Origin of the sequence: Bradyrhizobium sp. (assembly GCF_050014615.1) — a bacterium.
In the GTDB taxonomy this organism is placed as follows: Bacteria; Pseudomonadota; Alphaproteobacteria; order Rhizobiales; family Xanthobacteraceae; genus Bradyrhizobium.
Genome location: NZ_JBEKCZ010000038.1, coordinates 12,558 through 31,339, shown reverse-complemented (window position 1 = coordinate 31,339; position 18,782 = coordinate 12,558). Strand labels below are relative to the sequence as shown.

At 62.5% G+C, this 18,782-nt stretch carries 18 protein-coding genes; 5 read left to right on the top strand and 13 right to left on the bottom strand.

The window, feature by feature from the left end:
• A partial coding sequence (locus tag ABR948_RS08940; RefSeq protein ID WP_428116052.1) for a GIY-YIG nuclease family protein occupies positions 1 to 533 on the top strand: 533 nt, incomplete at its 5' end.
• 57 nt (positions 534 to 590) lie between these two features.
• Here ABR948_RS08940 and ABR948_RS08935 read toward each other — a convergent pair.
• The 3 genes from ABR948_RS08935 to ABR948_RS08925 form a co-directional block, all read right to left on the bottom strand.
• Positions 591 to 890, bottom strand: coding sequence for a helix-turn-helix domain-containing protein (locus ABR948_RS08935; RefSeq protein WP_428116049.1), 300 nt, complete (start codon positions 888 to 890; stop codon positions 591 to 593).
• Entirely contained in the window at positions 887 to 1,171 is a 285-nt protein-coding gene (locus ABR948_RS08930; protein WP_428116046.1) for a type II toxin-antitoxin system RelE/ParE family toxin, read from the bottom strand. Before ABR948_RS08930 ends, ABR948_RS08935 begins: the two co-directional genes overlap by 4 nt.
• 249 nt (positions 1,172 to 1,420) lie before the next feature.
• Positions 1,421 to 1,867, bottom strand: coding sequence for a nuclear transport factor 2 family protein (locus ABR948_RS08925; protein ID WP_428116043.1), 447 nt, complete (start codon positions 1,865 to 1,867; stop codon positions 1,421 to 1,423).
• A gap of 126 nt (positions 1,868 to 1,993) precedes the next feature.
• Here ABR948_RS08925 and ABR948_RS08920 point away from each other — a divergent pair, with 126 nt between their 5' ends.
• A complete protein-coding gene (locus tag ABR948_RS08920) occupies positions 1,994 to 3,181 on the top strand; it encodes an adenylate/guanylate cyclase domain-containing protein (protein ID WP_428116040.1) in 1,188 nt (395 codons plus the stop codon).
• 18 nt (positions 3,182 to 3,199) lie between these two features.
• Here the strand turns inward: ABR948_RS08920 and clpS are convergent, their stop codons facing one another.
• Entirely contained in the window at positions 3,200 to 3,505 is a 306-nt protein-coding gene (gene clpS / locus ABR948_RS08915; protein ID WP_428116037.1) for an ATP-dependent Clp protease adapter ClpS, read from the bottom strand.
• A gap of 88 nt (positions 3,506 to 3,593) precedes the next feature.
• The gene (locus tag ABR948_RS08910) at positions 3,594 to 4,460 is read right to left on the bottom strand and encodes a c-type cytochrome (RefSeq protein ID WP_428116034.1); all 867 of its coding nucleotides are present in this window, start codon (positions 4,458 to 4,460) and stop codon (positions 3,594 to 3,596) included.
• Positions 4,461 to 4,658: 198 nt separating this feature from the next.
• On the opposite strand from ABR948_RS08910, the gene ABR948_RS08905 reads away from it, so the two are divergent.
• Positions 4,659 to 5,522, top strand: a complete 864-nt coding sequence (locus tag ABR948_RS08905; protein WP_428116031.1) for a DUF1194 domain-containing protein — start codon at positions 4,659 to 4,661, stop codon at positions 5,520 to 5,522.
• 209 nt (positions 5,523 to 5,731) lie between these two features.
• A complete protein-coding gene (locus ABR948_RS08900) occupies positions 5,732 to 7,516 on the top strand; it encodes an adenylate/guanylate cyclase domain-containing protein (RefSeq protein WP_428116028.1) in 1,785 nt (594 codons plus the stop codon).
• A gap of 318 nt (positions 7,517 to 7,834) precedes the next feature.
• On the opposite strand, the gene mddA is transcribed toward ABR948_RS08900, so the two are convergent.
• Positions 7,835 to 8,611 (bottom strand): methanethiol S-methyltransferase, encoded by a 777-nt coding sequence (gene mddA / locus ABR948_RS08895; RefSeq protein WP_428116025.1) that lies wholly within the window; start codon positions 8,609 to 8,611, stop codon positions 7,835 to 7,837.
• 140 nt (positions 8,612 to 8,751) lie between these two features.
• On the opposite strand from mddA, the gene ABR948_RS08890 reads away from it, so the two are divergent.
• On the top strand, positions 8,752 to 10,326 hold the full coding sequence (locus ABR948_RS08890; protein ID WP_428116022.1) for a winged helix-turn-helix domain-containing protein: 1,575 nt from the start codon (positions 8,752 to 8,754) through the stop codon (positions 10,324 to 10,326).
• Positions 10,327 to 10,387: 61 nt separating this feature from the next.
• Here ABR948_RS08890 and ABR948_RS08885 read toward each other — a convergent pair whose 3' ends face one another.
• From ABR948_RS08885 to ABR948_RS08855, 7 genes are all read right to left on the bottom strand, one after another.
• Positions 10,388 to 11,629 carry a class I SAM-dependent RNA methyltransferase gene (locus ABR948_RS08885; RefSeq protein WP_428116019.1) on the bottom strand — a complete coding sequence of 414 codons (1,242 nt, stop codon included), beginning with the start codon at positions 11,627 to 11,629 and terminating at the stop codon, positions 10,388 to 10,390.
• On the bottom strand, positions 11,622 to 12,374 hold the full coding sequence (locus tag ABR948_RS08880) for a TlyA family RNA methyltransferase (protein WP_428116016.1): 753 nt from the start codon (positions 12,372 to 12,374) through the stop codon (positions 11,622 to 11,624). Before ABR948_RS08880 ends, ABR948_RS08885 begins: the two co-directional genes overlap by 8 nt.
• Before the next feature lie 2 nt (positions 12,375 to 12,376).
• On the bottom strand, positions 12,377 to 12,949 hold the full coding sequence (locus ABR948_RS08875; RefSeq protein ID WP_428116013.1) for a nucleoside 2-deoxyribosyltransferase: 573 nt from the start codon (positions 12,947 to 12,949) through the stop codon (positions 12,377 to 12,379).
• A gap of 59 nt (positions 12,950 to 13,008) precedes the next feature.
• A complete protein-coding gene (gene dxs, locus ABR948_RS08870) occupies positions 13,009 to 14,955 on the bottom strand; it encodes a 1-deoxy-D-xylulose-5-phosphate synthase (protein ID WP_428116010.1) in 1,947 nt (648 codons plus the stop codon).
• Between the two features lie 502 nt (positions 14,956 to 15,457).
• A complete protein-coding gene (locus ABR948_RS08865) occupies positions 15,458 to 15,709 on the bottom strand; it encodes an exodeoxyribonuclease VII small subunit (RefSeq protein WP_212419723.1) in 252 nt (83 codons plus the stop codon).
• 132 nt (positions 15,710 to 15,841) lie between these two features.
• On the bottom strand, positions 15,842 to 16,771 hold the full coding sequence (locus ABR948_RS08860; protein ID WP_428116006.1) for a histone deacetylase family protein: 930 nt from the start codon (positions 16,769 to 16,771) through the stop codon (positions 15,842 to 15,844).
• Positions 16,772 to 16,874: 103 nt separating this feature from the next.
• Entirely contained in the window at positions 16,875 to 18,545 is a 1,671-nt protein-coding gene (locus tag ABR948_RS08855) for a bifunctional metallophosphatase/5'-nucleotidase (protein WP_428116003.1), read from the bottom strand.
• Between the last annotated feature and the right edge of the window lie 237 nt (positions 18,546 to 18,782).

Genomic DNA, 18,782 nt, shown 5'->3' with positions numbered 1-18,782 from the left:
GGCATCTGACGCCAGAGCGGCAGTCGATCCGCTTAAAAAAGGCGCGGTCAGACACCGAGGAAACGATGGGGCAGGTTATCCGCTTTTATGTGCCATTTCTGGCTAAGGAACTTGGCGTCTTCATCAATCTTGGAAATGGATACTTCCGCAATCAGACGGAAGTCGATGTATCTGATGATGATTTGGCAGACGCGGCCATAGAGGCTGGAGACGAAGCAGCAGAAGACTTTGGAGGATATATCTACGCTTTTTCGTTTCCTTCCATCATCAAAGACGGCGTTTACCCGATCAAGGTCGGGAAAACCGCGGGCGATGTGGAGTCTCGTATTGCCGAGCGGTGCAAGGGATCGGCCACCTTCGAGCAGCCAAAACTGTTGGGAACATGGCCTGTAAAGCGAGTCGGCCCGACTGAACTGGCTATCCATAATGTTCTGAAGGCCAGGGGTAAACACAGAGAGGATGCGCCAGGCCGTGAATGGTTCAACACCACCCTTGCAGAGGTTAAAGCAATTATTGAATTTGTGGTGGGGTGAAAGAGTCAAGAGGCGTGGCCCGGATGGGCCCCCAGTCCATGCTTCGAGGCCGACGGTTCACACCAACTCCACCCGCAAATTCCGGCCGACAGCCTTAGCAGCGCGCGCGAGCGTTCCGAGGGTGACGGATTCATTGTCGGGATCAAGCAGTCGGTCAAGCTGCGCGCGGCTGGTGTGCATGCGGCTGGCAAGCTCTGTCTTCGAGATTTCTTCGCGTTTCATCAGGTCGTCGAGTTGCCGGGCCAGGACGCGTTTGATGGCGCGCGCCGTCACCTCCTCATAAATTCCATCTTGTTGGAGGAAGCTATCGAAGGACGACCCGATGGTGCCTGCTTTCTTCTTTGCGGCCTTCTTCATGTGACGTCCTTCTTTCGTTTTGTGGCCAGTTCCAAATCGGCGTCCGGCGTCTTCTGCGTTTTCTTGATGAAGGCGTGGAGCAGCACCATCTTGCTTTCATGCTCGCAAAAGAGGACGCGTGCGATACGGCCTTGTGTCAGCGTGCTGCGCACTTCCCACAATCCCCGACTTAACGGACGGCACAACGGCATGCCAATCGGCCAGGCAAACTCGACATCCTTGATGTCTTCGCCGACGATCTTGCGGTCGTCGTCCGGAAGGCCCTTGAGCCATTCGCGCACAGGCTCGCGGCCGGACGGCAACGCGTAAAAAAAGGCGGGGGAGTCGTTTCAATACCGTCTCTGCAATTAGAGATGTATCATTTATGGTACGTTGTTGCAAGTGATGATTTTCATCTTGCGCGCGAGGCGAGCAACCGGCAATCCGGAGATTGTCGATGCCAGTCAGCAGGGCGGATTAGCGTCACCGTAATCCACGTTGCCGCGCCGAGAGGGTGGGTTACGGCTAACCCACCCTTGCACGGGACCGCATCAAAGCTTGGTTGAGGCGCGGGACAGGAGTTTCCAGTCGGCGCCCTGCTTTTGCCAGTTCATCAGGATGTGCAGATTGGTCGAGCTCTTCTTGCCATCGGCGACGGCCTGACTTTCGCCGATCCAGTGAAACCGCACGATCGCGGCGGGACCGACCACGCGAATGCTGACGTCCTGGTAGGCCAGCGACAACACCTTGGATTTTCCGTCGGTGGCATTGGCGACAAAGGTCGCCTTGTCCTCGACCCTTCCGTCGGAATGGCTGTAGCTGAGCTCCGCCGCGCAAAGCCCTTCCAGTGTCTTGGCATCGGCGGCGGCCTGGGCCGCGCGGAAGGCCTCGACGTTCTTGGCGACGGCGTCTTCGTCCGCGCCCGCGAAGGCGGGGACCACTCCCAATAGTCCGATGGCAAGCACCGGCAAGGCCAGCTGGCGACGATCGATATTCATGGTTTCCTCCGTTTTTCTATTATGACCGCAGTGTTGCAGCCACGTTCTGTTTTGTCGAGCCTCCGTTGAGCATCTGCCGCAACGCATCTTGACGTTTCCGGCGCATGCGCTGCAAATAAGCCCGCTATGAACGCATCCGACCTGCAGAAACTGAAGGACTGGCTGATCGATGGCGCCCGCTCGGCGCCCGGATCAGGCCAGATGATGTCGCAGATGTGCGAGCGTCTGGTTGCGGCCGGCTTGCCGCTCTGGCGCGTCGGCGTGTTCGTCCGGACCCTGCATCCCGATATCGTCGGCCGTAATTTCATCTGGCGGCCGGGCGCCGAGGTCGTCATGGGCACCGTGAATTTCGAGATGCTGGATTCGCCTGAATATCTCAACAGCCCGCTGGCGATCGTATTCGCGGAGGGGCGGGAGGTCAGGTCGCTGATCGACGCCCCCGAAAGCAAGCGTTTCCCGTTCTTTGACGACATGCGCGCGGAAGGGGTCACCGATTATATCGCGCTGCCGCTGGTGCAGAGCGACGGCTTCGTCCACGCGTCGAGCTGGACCACCAAGCAGCCGGGCGGGTTCACCGATGACCAGTTGACTGCGCTTCGCTCGCTGATCCCGCCGATGGCCCGGCTGATCGAGATCACCCGCTTGCACCGCACGGCGAGCGTCCTGCTCGACACCTATGTCGGCAGCCGCGCCGGCGAGCGTATTCTGGGCGGCCAGATCAGGCGCGGCCACGCCGAAATCATGCATGCGGCGATCTGGTTGTCGGATTTGCGCGGCTTTACCGCGCTGTCGGACCGGCTGCCGGCCGAGACCGTGGTCGATATCCTCAACCTCTATTTCGACTGCCAGGTATCTGCGATCAGGACCCATGGCGGCGAAGTCCTGAAATTCATGGGGGACGGATTGCTGGCGGTATTCCCGATCGCGGAGCAGCCCGGCGATACCGAGGATGTCTGCGCCAACGTGCTGCAAGCCGCCCGCGAGTCCCGCGCCAATGTCGAAGCCATGCATTTCGCGGTCGGCGAGACCATTGAGCGCTTTCGCTTCGGGGTCGCGCTGCATCTCGGAAAAATCCTGTACGGCAATATCGGCGGCGGCAACCGGCTCGACTTCACCTGCATCGGGCCCGCGGTCAATCTGGCGGCACGGCTGGAAAAAATCGCCGGCCGGCTTCATCGCACCGTGGTGGCGTCGGCGGCCTTCGTCCGCGCCTGCGATGACGACTGGAGCGATCTGGGCGAGTTTCCGATTGCCGGATTCTCAAAGGCCGCGCGCGTCTACGGATTGCTGGACGAGACGCTGGTCCCGGCGTGAGACACGTCGCGGCATGCGCTATTCTTCCGGCTCGGTGGTGAACAGCAGCGGGTAACCCTTGGCCCGGCCGGCGTCGGTGGCGCGTGTCGCCTTGGTCTCGGCCACGTCCTTGGTGAAGACCGCAACCACGCAGACGCCGCGCTGGTGCGCCGTGATCATGACCTTGTGGGCCTGGTCCTCGGTCATGCGGAATTCCGCCTTCAGGACGGTGACGACGAATTCGCGGGGCGTGAAGTCGTCGTTGACGAGGATGACCTTGTGCAGGCGCGGCCGCTCTGTCTTGGTCCGAACCTTGGTTCGCGGCTTGGTGACGGCGTCGATCATTCCGGTGGCACCTCCTGACGTTTCGTCATGAGCCAAAACAGAATACAGCGTCCGGGCCCGGCGTGGAACCAGCTGTTTTGCGATGGCTTCATTGCAGCGGCGGCACGGTGCGCAGATAGGCGATGATGTCAGCCAGGTCGGATGGCTTCAGCGCCGCATAATAGGTGTACGCCATTGGCGGCCTCAGCGCGTGCCCGTCACGGGCCACGCCATGGGCGACGGCGCGGCCAATTTCGGCATCGCTCCAGGCGCCGATGCCGCTCGTCGAATCTGACGTGATGTTGGCGGCGGTAGCGCCCGGCGTTCCATCCGGCGCCGGGAACACCCTGCCGCCGCGGCCGAGGCCGGTCTTGAAATCCGACACGCCGCGTGACCATGCGGTGTGGCACTCCATGCAATGGCCGATGGTGACCAGATAGGCGCCGCGCCCGACCGGATCGGCGAACATGGTTTTGCTGAAACCGGTCTCGGCGGCGGGGTAGGGATCGCGATGCACCGGGGCCTTGTACACGGGGGCGGTGACTTCGTTGCGGACCGGCTTGATGGTGCGCAGGTAGGCGACGACGGCGTCGAGATCGTCCGGCAGCAGCGCCTTGTAGAAATTAGCCGGCATGATCGCCGCCAGCGGCACGCCGGCGAAGTCGCCGTGGTCCGGGCGCATGCCCTCGACCAGCGCGCGCTCGATCTCGGCGTCGCTCCAGCTTCCGATACCGGTCTCAATGTCGGGCGTGATGTTCGGCGCGGTGGCGACGAAGGCCGGCGTGTTGAAGGTCAGGCCGCCGGAAAACGCCTTCTCGGCGATCGTTTTACCGCTCGCATCGCGCGGCGAGTGGCAATTGCCGCAGGCCATGATGGTATTGACCAGATAATCGCCACGCTCGGCCGGAGTTTCAGCCATGGCGCCGTTAAAGACGCCAAGCAGCCATACGCAGCACACGATGCCAATCCGAACCATGACGCCCCCTTTGTTGAGATGCGCTGTATTGCATGAGAAGCCGTCGCCGCAAAATTGAGGCGACCCTGCGGCGGGCCTCCAGTTCAGCCTCTAACCTGCGGTTCTGCCTCTAACCTGAATGTGAACGCCAAATCATGTTCCCGCTTTTCGCAGGCCGCTTTGCGTGTCAACATCCGGTCATACGACGGGAGGGCCGCGATGCGCTGGTATGTCTCGATCGGAGCGGTGCTTGTCGCGGCAGCGATCTCCGCAGGTGTTGTCGCGGGCATGGCGGCTCCGAACCCGCGAACTCAGCTGGGCCATCCATTGGCCGGCAAGGACGCGACGCCGTCCGTCGATGTCGAACTCGTTCTCGCCGTCGACGTCTCCTATTCGATGGACATGGATGAACTCGCGATCCAGCGCGAGGGTTACGCGCAGGCGATCGTCTCGAAGGAATTCCTGCAGGCGCTGAAGTCGCTTCCGAACGGCAAGATTTCGGTGACCTATTTCGAATGGGCGGCATCGAACGATCAGAAGATCATCATTCCCTGGCGGGTGATCGATGGTCCGGAAACCGCGGACGCGGTCGCCGAGGAAATCATGAAGACGCCGATCCGCCGGGCCTCCCGCACCTCGATCTCGGGCGCGATCTATTTCGCGATGCCGCTGTTCGACGAGAATCCGTATCGCGGGATGCGGCGTGTCATCGATATCTCCGGCGACGGTCCCAACAACAACGGCTCGCCCGTGACCGGCGCGCGCGACATCGCGTTGTCAAAGGGGATCACCATCAACGGCCTCCCGATCATGGTGAAGGAGCCGTCCTATTCGACCATGGATATCGAGAACCTCGATTTTTACTACGAGGACTGCGTGATCGGGGGCCCGGGCTCCTTCGTGGTCTCGATCAAGGATCGCGAAAAATTCAAGGAAGCGATCCGCACCAAGCTGCTGCTCGAGGTCGCCGGCCGCACCCCCGAACGCCCGGTCGTCCCGGTAGCCGAGAAAACCGTCGAGAAGGAGCCGCGGGTGTCCTGCCTGATCGGCGAGAAGATCTGGCAGGACCGCTGGGGACGCTGAGGGTGGTCCGATCTCTTCAGTAATCCGAGCCGTGAGGCCAAGCCTCTTTCTTCGGTCGGCAGCGATGTCTGGTTTTGGGATGGGAGCGGCCACGCCAAGATCATGCGCCGAGGTCGCATTTTGAACCGAACCGGAAGTCGGCCCTAGTCCGGCGGCGGCCCGATATGCTTTGATGCATGGGGCAGGAACTGGCAATCTTGGGACATTCCATGACTGGCGAGCGCATGGAACGACGACTGGCAGCGGTACTGGCGATGGATGTCGCCGGGTACAGCCGCCTCATGGGGTTCGACGAGGAAGGTACGCTGGCTCGGCTCAAAGCGGTCAGAAAGGCCCTCGTCGACCCCACGATCGCCTCCCACCGCGGCCGGATCGTCAAGACCACAGGCGACGGCATGCTGATCGAGTTTGCCAGTGCCGTGGATGCGGTACGCGGTGCCGTTGAAGTCCAGCGTGTCATGGCCGAGCAGAATGCGTTTGTGCCGCAGAACGAACGGATCGAACTCCGGATTGGCATTCACGTCGGCGACATCATTTTCGACGACAACGACATATTTGGCGATGGCGTTAACATCGCCGCGCGACTCGAAGGGATCGCGGAACCCGGAGGCGTTTGCATCTCCGACGACGCGCAGCGGCAAATTCGCGGCAAGGTCGATATCGTTTTCGATGATATTGGACCGCAGGCCTTGAAGAACATTACTGAGCCGATGCGTGCGTGGCGTTGCCAAATTAATGCGAACGCATCTTCGGCGGCGCCGACAAAATCGTCGGTCGAGACTGTCCAGCCTCTCGCCATCACTGATAAACCCTCCATTGCCGTGCTGCCTTTCACCTGTTTTTCCGAGGAGCGCGGGTTCAGATTTCTGACGGAGGCATTGAGCGAGGATTTGATCACGATGTTAGCTCGGATTCCCGGCTTCATCGTAATCGCCCGGCAATCCGCCTTTGCTTACCAGGGGCGCTCGGTCGATAGCCGCCAGATCGGGCGTGAGCTTGGGGTCCGCTATATCATCGAGGGCAGTCTGAGGCCTGTCGGCCAGCAGCTTCGCGTTGGCACGCAGCTGATCGACGCGACGACCGGGGCACAGCTCTGGGCCGACCGGTTTGACGGCCAAGCCGAGGATGTCCTCGAACTGCAGGATCAAATCGTGCGCGCGATCGCGAGCCGGATCGAACCGGAACTCGTTCGTGCCGAAGTTGCCTTGATCCGGCGTCGGCGCGACGCCAACCCGAACGCCTGGTCGTGCTTCCGTCAGGGAGCCGGGCTGATCAGCCTCAAAGGTTGGAGCGAAGAAACGCTGACACAGGCTACCGCACTGTTGCGGCAAGCAACGACTTTGGATCCTGACTTTGCACTCGCCCGCGCCCAGCTTGCACTTTTTTTGTCGTTGGGCGCACGGCTTGGCCTCGTCGCAGACGGCGCTGCGGCTGTGACGGAAGCGCGCACGGAAGCCGAACGCGCGGTGGCAATCGACCACGATGCCTCCGAGGTCCTGGGTTATGCCGGCTGTGCCTTGGCGGAGCTCGGCGATGTGCAAAGAGGCACCGAGATATTGGAGCGAGCGATCGAGAACGATCCGAGCAATGCACAGGCATGGGTCGCGCTGGGGACTTCGCTCTGCTTTTTCGAGAAGATGTTTGCTACGGGACTGGAGAAACTGCAGCACGGGATGCGGCTTAGCCCACGCGATCATCGGTTGGGATTCTGGGGAACTTTCTATGCGCTGGCTTTGGCGAGGCATCGTCGGCTAACGGAGGCTCACGAGGAAGTCCGGGCAGCCTGCCGTCGGGATCCCCAGTTCTATGTCGCTCGTGTCGTTCTGGCGCTCACAGCGGCAGGTCTTGGCAGGAAGGAAGAGGCAGTTGTGGCGCTACGCGAAGCGCGACGCTTGCGCCCACGGCTATCGCTCAACGAGATTGAGCTTCTGGTGGGGCGTCGCGCAGCGCTTCTCGCTCCTCTCTGGAGCGAGGTGTCGAAATCCTCACAGTGACCACTGCTATCTCAAGGCAGGCGTCGCATTAGCGAACGCTACCGAGCAGTCGCCGGCCTTGACACTTTTCGGACCTTCGCCCCAGTTCGGCGGATGTCTGCTATTGGGGTAAACTGAGAAATGATGTCTGGGCGGCGCGCCTTTCGGTCGGTAACGCTCTACTCGCAGGCATGAGCCCTGCGGCCGCAGCCGCCACGCCGTCGCTGCATGATCCAGGCGGCAGCACGACCGCAGAGCCGGATTCGTATTCATCGTCATCGATGCGGCCCTGCGCTTCGTCTGTCATCGTGAATGGCGCTTTCCGCCGGCATTCATCAATCAAGTCGACTTGCGCCAGGGCAGCAGCATCGAGACACGGTCTTTGTAGTGGCGATAGTCGTCGCCGAAGAGATCGACCAGATCGCGTTCTTCCAGGAAGATTCCGACGAAGATGTAGGCCGTGGTCACCGCCGCGAACAGCAGATGCCCGGTCGTCATGACAGCAGCGGCCCAGAATGCGATGATGAAACCAAGGTAGATCGGGTGACGCACGAACTTGTAGTAAAGCGGGGTGCGGAAACGCGGTTCCGGCATCGAATGGCCGGTCAGGTTGCTGGCGACCTGATGCAGCCCGAACAATTCGAAGTGGTTGATCAGGAACGTGCTCGTCAATACGATCAGCCAGCCGATCAATGACAGGCCCAGGATAGCCATGGCGATCACCGGATTGGAGATTTCCCAAACCACGGCAGGGATCGGACGCCACTGCCAGAACAACAGGACAAGCGCGAGGCTGGAGAACAACACGTAGGTGCTGCGCTCGACCGGCTTCGGCACCAATCGGGTCCACCATTGCTTGAATTGCCTGCGCGCCATGACGCTGTGCTGAACGGCGAAAACCGACATCAGGACAAGATCGACGATGATCGCCTCCGGCATCGGCCCGACCGCGCCGGAGTCGATGGTCTTGGGCACCATCAGGCCCGATACGAAGCCGATGGCGTAGAGGAATGTCACGAAGAATATGGCGTAGGATGCAAATCCGTAGACGAAGGCCAGGAACCTGCCGACTGGACCGCCCTTCGTTTCCTCGCCTATAGCCTGGATTTGGGTCATGATCTCTCTCCCCGGTTGGACTGCGTCTGAAGCCACGAAGATGCAGGGACGTGAGATCAAAAGGCTTTGCCCGGAGCCTGATTTTTGCTTGAGACGAGCTTGATTATTTCTTGAGACCGCTCGGGTTGGGAGCATCGCCGTTGCAATTTATCTTTGATAATCATAGGCTTGATACCGAACGACGGGAGTTGCATCGGGGTTCGGAGCGCATCGCGGTCGAGCCGCAGGTGTTTGACCTCTTGATCTATCTCTTGCAGAACCGCGATCGTGTCGTCAGCAAGGATGACCTGTTCGCTTCGGTCTGGGGCGGGCGCGTGGTGTCGGAGTCGACGCTGACCAGCCGTATCAACGCCGCGCGCAGGGCACTCGGCGACAGCGGCGAAGACCAGAAATTGATACGCACCGTTGCCCGCAAGGGCGTGCGTTTCGTCGGTATTGTCGATACCAGGTCATACGGCGCCGAGCCGACTCACGCCGCGGCAAATCCGGATGAAATCCACGAGCCGCCGCGCCCGGCGATGCCGCTGCCCGATCGGCCCGCCATCGCGGTGCTTCCTTTCACCAACATGAGTGGCGATCCCGAACAGGAGTATTTTTCCGACGGCATCAGCGAGGATATTATCACCGCGCTGTCGAAGCTGCGCTGGTTCTTCGTGATCGCGCGCAACTCGTCGTTTACCTACAAGGGCAAGGCCGTTCACCTGAAGCAGGTCGCCGAGGAACTCGGCGTCGGCTACGTCGTCGAGGGCAGCGTCCGCAAGGGCGGCGACCGCGTGCGCATTACGGCGCAGCTCAATGATGTCGCAACCGGCAGTCATCTCTGGGCGGAAAAGTACGACCGCAGCATCGCGGACGTGTTCGCGGTACAGGATGAAATTACCGAGGCCATTGTCGCTGCGATCGAACCGCAACTCTATGCCGCGGAGAATTTTCGTGCCCAGCGTAAGCCGCCTGATAGCATGGATGCGTGGGATCTGGTGATGCGCGCGTTGTCGCATTATTGGCGGGTGACACGACAGGATAATGTTGTCGCCCAAGCGCTGCTGGAGAAGGCGATCGCGATCGATCCGAACTACGGTCAGGCGCTTGGCGTGCTCGCCACCAGCCATACTTTCAGTGCCCACATGGGATGGGCGGATATTGCAACTGTTGGGCCGATCGCCGAGAGCGCTGCGCTGGCGTCGATCCAGGCCGACAGCGAGGATCCCTGGGCGCATCTCGCACTTGGCAGCGCGTTGTTGTTCAAGCGGCGCTTCGAAGATTCGCTGGGCGCGTTCGAGTCGGCGTTAAGTCTCAATCCCAATTTTTCGCTGGCTCAGGGTTACTACGGCCTGACCCTGTCGTACTGCGGTCGCTGGCAAGAGGCCTGCGTGGCGGCGCAACGGGCGTTGCGACTGAGCCCTCGCGATCCCTTCGCGGCAATTTTTTGCGGCATCGCCGCCTATTCGAACTTTGTCGGGCGCAATTATGACGAGGCGATACGCCTCGCAACCGAGGGCATTCGCCAACGCGGCGACTTCGTCGGTGGTCATCGGGTATTGACTGCCGCCGCCGGCATGGCGGGCCGCGACGATTTGGCCAAAGCCGCATTGCTCGAGCTTGAACGGGCGCAGCCTAATATTTCCCTTGACTGGCTCGCCAGCCATATGCCGATCCGATACGACGCTGATCGCGAACATTATTTGGAAGGGTTCCGTCGTGCGGGTTTGAATTAGTTGTTGCCGCATTGGCGCCTCCTCCAGCAATTAGCGCAATTGCGCTAACGCGGGGACCACTTCACCGCTTGAACCGCGCCACCAATTCGACATGCGGGGTGTAGCGGAACTGGTCGACCGGCGTCACGCCTTCGATCTCATAACCGCCATCGATCAGAATCCGGGCGTCGCGGGCGAAGGTCGCGACGTTGCAGGATACCGCGACCACCACGGGAATTTTGCTGGCCGCGAGCTGCTGGGCTTGCGCCTGCGCGCCCTGGCGCGGCGGATCGAACACGACGGCGTCGTAGTCGCGCAGCTCCTGCGGCATCAGGGGGCGCCGGAACAGATCGCGCGCCTCGGCCTTGATCGGCTTCAGTCCGGAGGTCGAGGTCGCCGCCTTCTGCAGCGCCGTGACCGCGCCGGCATCGCTGTCGAAGGCCGAAATCCGCGCTTTCGCCGCCAGTCGCAGCGCAAACGGTCCCACCCCGCAGAACAGATCGGCGACATGTTTGGCGCGCCGGCAATGCTCGCTGACCAGCGCCGCCAGCGTCTCTTCGCCGGCGACGGTAGCCTGCAGGAACGAGCCCGGCGGCAGCGTCAGGCGCGCTGCGCCGATCGCGATCGTCGGCGGTGTGCGCATCAGCACCAGTTCGCCGTGGCGCGTCAGCCGCGCCAGGCCGCGTTGCTCGGCGATCCGCGACAGCGTGGCGATCATGGTTGCCGGCAGCGGCCCCGAGCCACGCACATCGACATCGAGGCCATTGTCGGTAGTCGTTATCTGGATATCGAGCGGCTTTCCGATCGATATCAGCGGCTCGGCGATCGCCCATGCCGCATCAAGCGCGCCGCCGAGGCCGGGATCGAGAATCGGGCAGCGATCGACCGGAATGATGTCGTGCGAATTGGCAGCGGCAAAGCCGACCTTGAGCACGTCATGGGTGCCCATCCGGGCGTGAAGCGTGATCCGCCGGCGGCCGAGGCCATGGGCATCGATCAGCGGATACACCTCACAGGCGATCCCGGCCTGCGCCAGTGTCGCGATCACCGCTTCGCGCTTCCATGCGCGGTAGCGCTCGCTCTGCCAATGCTGGATCGCGCAGCCACCGCAGGTGCCAAAATGCTGGCAGAAGGGCGCGATCCGCTCCGGGCTGGCGCGCTCGACCGCGAGCAGGCGCCGGCGGTCGGGATGGTGACCCGGCACCGGTGCCACCTCGACGGTCTCGCCGCCAAGCGTGTAGGGCACATACACGGCCTGTCCGTCGGCAAAGGCGATGCCGTCGCCGAGGTGACCGACGTGATCGATGACGAGGTGCTCAGCCACGGCGCGCGCCGACGAAGAATTCGATATTGCCGTCGCCGCCGGTGATCGACGACGGGAATATCCGGATCTCCGTGCATCCCTGCGACGACACGAATGCCGCGATGTCGTCGCAGATTTCCTGATGCACCGCCGCGTCGCGGATAATCCCGCGCTTGGAATGTTTTCGCGCGGCTTCAAATTGCGGTTTGATCAATGCCAAAAGATGCATGGGCGCCGCGGCCAGCGACAACGCCACCGGCAGCACCGCCTTCAGTGAAATGAAACTGACGTCGATGACGACGATATCAGGCCGCATCGGCAGCCGCTTGCCCTCGAGCGTACGAATATCGGTCGCTTCCATGGAAACGATCCTGGGATGGCCGTGCAGCGAGGGATGCAGTTGCCCGTGCCCGACATCGATGGCGAAAACCAGGCTGGCGCCGTTGGCCAGCAGGACTTCGGTGAAGCCGCCGGTGGAGGCGCCGATGTCGAGACAGACATGGTCTTCAATATCGATCGGATATTGCTCCAGCGCCCCGGTCAGCTTGACGCCGCCGCGCGACACAAAGGGATGCGCCGGCTGCGCCTGCAGGACGGCGTCGGCGGCAACGCCCTCGGAAGGCTTGACCACCTGTTTGTCGTTGGCGGTAACGAGGCCGGCCTCGATCGCGGCCTGGGCCCGTGCCCGGCTTTCGAACAGGCCGCGCTCGACCAGCAACAGGTCGGCGCGCTTGCGCGGGGGCGTGCTGCTGTTTTGTCGGGCCAAGTTCAATCCGATGCAGGCGTGGGCGCGGCGGCAAGCCGCTTGGCGGCCATCCGCACGCAGGTTTCGAACGCGGTGAGATCGTGCCAGATATCATCGGGCATCTGCGGTGGCGTCACCAGCGCGCCGCCGTACAGATCGAGCGCATGAATCATCATCAGATTGTCGGCCAGGCCGAAATCCTCGACGGCCAGGCCGTCGGCATCGATCAGGCGTCCATCGCGTGAGGTCACCGTGGTGTATCCGCGCGCGCGATCGGCATACGAGGAGTCGTCGTTGGAATAACCGAAACACAGCTTGCCGCGTCCGGCCATGTAGCCGAGTTCGTAGACTGTTCCGGCGTCCGCGCCCGGTCCGCGAAATGGCGTGAGATTGGCGATAATGGCGTCGGCCGCGATCATCATGGTTTCGTTGCCGCGAAAAATCCGCACGGAAGCGTCTTTCGCCGCGATGTCGATGCTGTTGTCCAGCGGATATAGTCCAACGAGCCCGTGGCGCGCGCAAAGTTCGACCTTGCGCCGCCCGATATCAACGGCGTCGGGCAGGAAAACGTCGGGGCCGGCCAGATAAATCTTCATGTTTGGTCACGGGCGGCCGCGCCAGTTCAGACGATGGCCGCCGGGAGGGCTTGATCGGCTCAGGCCAGCTTTACCGTTTCGGCCTTGAAGTCCTTGCCGAGGGCTTCGAACACCTTGGCGACGATGCCTTTGGCGTCGAGGCCGGCGCGGGCATACATCGCGTTCGGCGAGTCGTGATCGAGGAACACGTCGGGCAATACCATCGAGCGCATCCGCAATCCGCCGTCGAGCATGCCGTGCTCCGCCAGCGTCTGCATGACATGGGAGCCGAACCCGCCGATCGAGCCTTCCTCGATGGTCAGCAGAACTTCGTGTTCGCGCGCCAGCTTCAGCACCAAATCGAGGTCGAGCGGCTTCATGAAGCGGGCGTCGGCGATGGTGGTGGACAGACCATGCGCCGCCAGCTCGTCGGCGGCCTTCTCGCATTCGGCCAGACGGGTCCCGAACGACAGCAAGGCGATCTTGCTGCCTTCGCGGACAATGCGACCCTTTCCGATCTCGAGCGCGACGCCGACTTCCGGCATCTCGATGCCGCGGCCTTCGCCGCGCGGATAACGCACCGCGCTCGGGCGATCGTTGATCGCGACCTGGGTCGCCACCATGTGCACCAGTTCGGACTCATCCGACGCCGCCATGATGACGAAGTTCGGCAGGCAGCCGAGATAGGCATTGTCGAACGAGCCGGCATGGGTCGCGCCGTCGGCGCCGACCAGTCCGGCGCGATCGATCGCGAAGCGTACCGGCAGGCTCTGGATCGCCACGTCATGGACGATCTGGTCGTAGCCGCGCTGCAGGAAGGTGGAATAGATCGCGCAGAACGGCTTGTAGCCCTCGGTCGCCAGACCGGCCGCGAAGGTCACCGCATGCTGTTCGGCGATGCCGACGTCGAAGGTGCGGTCGGGGAAGGCCTTGGCGAAGATGTCGATCCCGGTTCCCGACGGCATCGCCGCGGTAATGCCGACGATCTTGTCGTCCTTCTGCGCTTCCTTGACCAGGCTCTGGCCGAACACGTTCTGATAGGACGGCGCATTCGGCTTGGCCTTGGCCTGGGCGCCGGTGGCGACATCGAACTTGACCACGGCGTGGTACTTGTCGGCGGAGGCTTCCGCCGGGCCATAGCCCTTGCCCTTTTGGGTCACGACATGAACCAGGATCGGGCCGTCCTTCATGTCGCGGACGTTCTTCAGCACGGGCAGGAGATGGTCGAGATTATGGCCGTCGATCGGGCCGACATAATAGAAGCCGAGCTCCTCGAACAGCGTGCCGCCGCCGACCATGAAGCCGCGCGAATATTCCTCGACGCGGTTGGCGCGGTCGGCCAGCACTTTCGGCAGACGCTTGTTGATCTGTTTTGCGGCGTCGCGCAGCGAGCGATAGGTCTTGCCCGAATACAGCCGCGACAGATAGGCCGACATCGCGCCGACCGGCGGCGCAATCGACATGTCGTTGTCGTTGAGAATGACGATCAGCCGGGAGTTCATCGCGCCGGCATTGTTCATGGCTTCATAGGCCATGCCGGCGGACATCGCGCCGTCGCCGATCACGGCGATGACATTATTCTTGCCGCCGGAGAGATCGCGGGCCACCGCCATGCCGAGGGCCGCGGAGATCGACGTCGAGGAATGAGCGGCGCCGAACGGATCGTAGTCGCTCTCGGTCCGCTTGGTGAACCCGGACAGCCCGCCACCGGTGCGCAGCGTGCGAATGCGGTCGCGCCGGCCGGTCAGAATCTTGTGCGGATAGGCCTGATGGCCGACGTCCCAGATCAAACGATCGCGCGGGGTGTCGAATACGTAATGCAGGGCGGTCGTCAGTTCGACGACGCCGAGGCCGGCGCCGAAATGGCCGCCCGTGACCGAGACCGCGTCGATGGTTTCCTGACGCAGCTCGTCAGCGACTTGCCGGACTTGTTCCACCTTGAGCCGGCGCAGATCGTCCGGGGTGCGGATGGTGTCGAGAAGCGGCGTTTTACTGAATGTGGTCACGGCGATATTCCAATTTTGCATGTCGGGATAAACCGCCCGACGTGAGATGGGTTGCGCGGGTTTCGCGCAGAGATAACCCAGACGCCGGATGCCACCTGAGCAGGCCAAGGCCTGATTTACCAGTCTAGATGGGCTCCGGATCGTTCAATGTGATGTAGATCACCCTTGACGGCTTTACCCTTCCCAATGAATTTTGTGAGCTATTTGAAGTGCTTACTGCCGTCAAAAACCGGCAGAGGATCGCCCTCATCAGCCCATAGCCGCCAAAGCTTTACACTAAAGCCGCGGCCAAAGCCAACCCGCTGGGGTCATGACGGGTGAGGGCTGAGGTTATGGAACCCGGGATTGCTCCCGTCGGGCAGCGTCCATGAACGCCACTTCGGCTGAATCGGCGGCGTCGATGCGGCTATCGGCGACGGTTTGACGCCTTTTCGAGCGGGCGAGCGGGCCGCCTGCAGCCTCTGCGCGATTAACTATCGCCGCAGAGAAGTTCAGGGAATTACATTCCCGTCACGGAGCGGCGTCACTGCACGTCGAGCGGCTCGGTGCCGGTCACTTGGCCGTTGGCGTCGGTGGTGATCTTGTCGACCCGGGCCTCCGCCTGCCGCAGCAGTTCCTCGCATCGCCGTTTCAGGGCTTCGCCCCGCTCGTAGATGGTGACGGATTCCTCCAGCGGAACCTTGCCGTCCTCCAGCCGCTTGACGATCGATTCAAGTTCTTCGATCGCGCGCTCGAAGCTCAGCTTCTTGACGTCCGCCTGGGTATTTTCGGCCATATTGTGTTTCCGGATGCGCCCATTGCCGGCGCCGATTCGAAGATATCTATGCGGGCATATTGTGGCAGGAGTTGTTCTGGCAAGACCTCTTGTGACGAGACCTCTTGCGATGAGCCCTCTTGTGACGAGCCTTCACGCGCCCATCAAGGCGGTGACATGGGCCGCGACCGATTCTTTCAGGCCTTGCAGATCATAGCCGCCCTCGAGCACCGAGACAATTCGGCCGCCGGCGCTGGCATCGGCGACATCCATCAGTTGGCGCGTGACCCAGCCGAAATCCTCGGCCTGCAGATTGAGCGTTGCCAGGGGATCGCGGTGATGGGCGTCGAAGCCGGCGGAGACGATGATCAGTTCGGGGCTGAATTTCCTCAGCTGCGGCAGGATCACGTTCTCGAACGCGGCGCGGAATTTGGCGCCGCCATCCTCCGAGGCCAGCGGCGCGTTGACGATATTGTCGTGCTCGCCGCGCTCGCCGCTGGCGCCGGTGCCGGGAAACAGCGGCATCTGGTGCGTCGAGCAATACATCACGGTCGGGTCGGCCCAGAAAATATCCTGGGTGCCGTTGCCGTGATGGACATCGAAATCGACCACGGCGGCGCGGGCGATGCCGTATTTGCGTTGGGCGTGACGCGCCGCGATGGCGGCATTGTCGAAAAAGCAGAAGCCCATCGGCTTCTGGATTTCGGCGTGATGGCCGGGCGGGCGGATCGCGACGAACGCATTGTCGTGGGTGCCCGACATCACGGCGTCGGTCGCGGCCACCGCGCCGCCGACGCCGCGCATCACCGCCTCCCAGGTGCCGGGCGACATCGAGGTGTCGCCATCGAGGTAAATCAGCCCGCTGGAGGGGGCGATATGGCGGAGCTCCTCGACATAATGCTCATTGTGACAGAGTGTGACCAGATCGAGACTGCCTTCCGGCGCTTCGCCGCGCACCAGTGCGCCGAAGCGATCTTCCGCGAGCGCCTGGGCGACCGCGCGGATCCGGTCGGGCCGTTCCGGATGTCCGGGTGGGGTGAGATGGTCGAGGCTGGCCGGATGCGTCAGAAGAAGCGTCGTCATGCGATACCCCAGCGCGTTCGACGCGCTTTTTTGAGAAGGCACCAATCTTACGGGTTTGCGGGCCGCTCGGAAAGAGCCGTGCCACCGGATCGGCTGGCGCGATTCAATTCATTCGCGAGATGCGGCCGGCCGCCTCCGGCGCGATCGGGCTGTTGGCCTGGAAATAGCCAAACAGCGCATCGACATCGTAGATACCGAATTGCGGCGCGGTGCCGTCCTTCAGCGCGGTAAAGCCGTCGCCGCCGACCGCGAGATAATTGTTGACGGTGACACGATAGCTCGCCGCGGGATCGATGCGCGCTCCGTTCAACGACATCCGATCGGCCACGATGTGGTCGCCCGTGGGTCTTGCGCCGTCCCAGGTGTAGGTGAACCCCTTCGAGACCTGCAAAATCCGCGGCCGTTTCGGATCGGCCCATTGCTGCTCCAGCATGATCTTGATCTGGCCGCCCGTCAGCGTCAGCGTGACCAGCTGATTGCGGAACGGCTGGCTCGCGAACACATCGGCGTAGGTCACCGCGCCGTCTTCTTTCCTTGTGATGTCGGTACGGATGCCGCCGGGATTGGTGACCGCGAGCACCGCGCCGCCACTGGCGGCGGCCCGGGTCGCGGCCAGTTGCGCGTCGGCGATGATATCGCCAAGCGCGCTCTCGCCGCTATCGCCGGGCGTGCGCGACAGGGTTTCGCCGATGGTGCCGGCGCGGCGGTTGGCGATCGGCGCCGCAACCTTGTCGTAGGCTTCCAGCAGCGCGGTCTGCTGGGGATCGCTGGCATAGACGCCGGTGCGGACGATGAAATTATCGGCCTTGGCGCTGATGACGTCGCGCGTGACGGGATCGAGCTTCAGATCGATCGCCGTGACGATGGTGCCGTATTTGTCGCCTGAGGTGACCAGCCGTCCGTCGATCTCGCAGACATAGGCCTGATGGGTGTGGCCGCTGACCACGACGTCGACGGCGCGGTCGAACTTCCTGACGATATCGACGATCGCGCCGGATATCCCCGGACATTCATTGTAGTCCCCGGTCGGCATGCCGCCTTCGTGGATCAGCACCACGATGGCCTCGACGCCACGCGCCTTCAGTTCCGGCACCAGCGCGTTGACGGTCTCGGCCTCGTCGCGAAATTCAAGGCCGGCCGCGCTGACCGGCGAGATGATGCCGGGGGTACCTTTTAATGTGAGGCCGATGAAGGCCACCGGGATGCCTTCGAACTCCCGGATCTCGTAAGGCGGAAAGATGGTCTTGCCGGTGTCCTTGGCGACGGTGGAGGCGGCGAGGTAGTGGAACTTGGCGCCGGGGAACGGATGCGGCCCCTGGCATTTGTCGACGGGGTGGCAGCCGCCATTCTGCATCCGCAACAGCTCGTCCTTGCCCTCGTCGAATTCATGATTGCCGACCGCGGCGATCTCGAGCCCCATCATCGACAGCGCTTCGATGGTGGGCTCGTCGTGAAACATCGCCGACAGAAACGGGCTGGCGCCGATCAGGTCGCCGGCCGCGACGAAGACGGTGTTTTTCCTGTCCGCGCGCAGTTGCCGCAGCAGTGTCGCCATGTGCTCGGCGCCGCCGGCCGGCACCACGATCTTCTTGGTCTTGTCATCGGGATCGGCGATCCTGATCCCGCCGGCCGGCGGGCGCAGATTGCCGTGGAAATCGTTGATGGCGAGAATCCGCACCTCAACCGGTGTCGCGCCCTCGGCGCAAGCCGGCGCCGCCAGCGCCGCGCTGACCAGCGCGAGCGCCGCCAGCCTCTGACAAAGTCTGTTTCTCATGACATCATAATAGAGTGCGCGCGCAACAATTTCACGAAGGATTCCGCATCAGCCGCAGTGGCGCGGCGCCTCGACCAGCAAGTGAGGCTCAGGGCCGACTGCGACACCCCCGAGCCTGACCACGGCCCGCGTCAAGCGGCACTCGCCGGCAACGGCCAGGAAGCCCGTGAGGTCATCGAGGGTGTTGCCGCGCATTGATGAATCCGGCTCATAAGTTCATGCGCCTTTTTAGCCTAA

What these genes read in the sequence shown, in the direction of transcription:
- ABR948_RS08860 (WP_428116006.1), bottom strand. Translation starts at nt 16,771, where the DNA reads ATGACGACGCTTCTTCTGACGCATCCGGCCAGCCTCGACCATCTCACC.
- ABR948_RS08925 (WP_428116043.1), bottom strand. Translation starts at nt 1,867, where the DNA reads ATGAATATCGATCGTCGCCAGCTGGCCTTGCCGGTGCTTGCCATCGGA.
- ABR948_RS08855 (WP_428116003.1), bottom strand. Translation starts at nt 18,545, where the DNA reads ATGAGAAACAGACTTTGTCAGAGGCTGGCGGCGCTCGCGCTGGTCAGC.
- ABR948_RS08905 (WP_428116031.1), top strand. Translation starts at nt 4,659, where the DNA reads ATGCGCTGGTATGTCTCGATCGGAGCGGTGCTTGTCGCGGCAGCGATC.
- ABR948_RS08865 (WP_212419723.1), bottom strand. Translation starts at nt 15,709, where the DNA reads ATGGCCGAAAATACCCAGGCGGACGTCAAGAAGCTGAGCTTCGAGCGC.
- ABR948_RS08935 (WP_428116049.1), bottom strand. Translation starts at nt 890, where the DNA reads ATGAAGAAGGCCGCAAAGAAGAAAGCAGGCACCATCGGGTCGTCCTTC.
- ABR948_RS08875 (WP_428116013.1), bottom strand. Translation starts at nt 12,949, where the DNA reads ATGAAGATTTATCTGGCCGGCCCCGACGTTTTCCTGCCCGACGCCGTT.
- ABR948_RS08910 (WP_428116034.1), bottom strand. Translation starts at nt 4,460, where the DNA reads ATGGTTCGGATTGGCATCGTGTGCTGCGTATGGCTGCTTGGCGTCTTT.
- dxs (WP_428116010.1), bottom strand. Translation starts at nt 14,955, where the DNA reads ATGCAAAATTGGAATATCGCCGTGACCACATTCAGTAAAACGCCGCTT.
- mddA (WP_428116025.1), bottom strand. Translation starts at nt 8,611, where the DNA reads ATGACCCAAATCCAGGCTATAGGCGAGGAAACGAAGGGCGGTCCAGTC.
- clpS (WP_428116037.1), bottom strand. Translation starts at nt 3,505, where the DNA reads ATGATCGACGCCGTCACCAAGCCGCGAACCAAGGTTCGGACCAAGACA.
- ABR948_RS08920 (WP_428116040.1), top strand. Translation starts at nt 1,994, where the DNA reads ATGAACGCATCCGACCTGCAGAAACTGAAGGACTGGCTGATCGATGGC.
- ABR948_RS08900 (WP_428116028.1), top strand. Translation starts at nt 5,732, where the DNA reads ATGACTGGCGAGCGCATGGAACGACGACTGGCAGCGGTACTGGCGATG.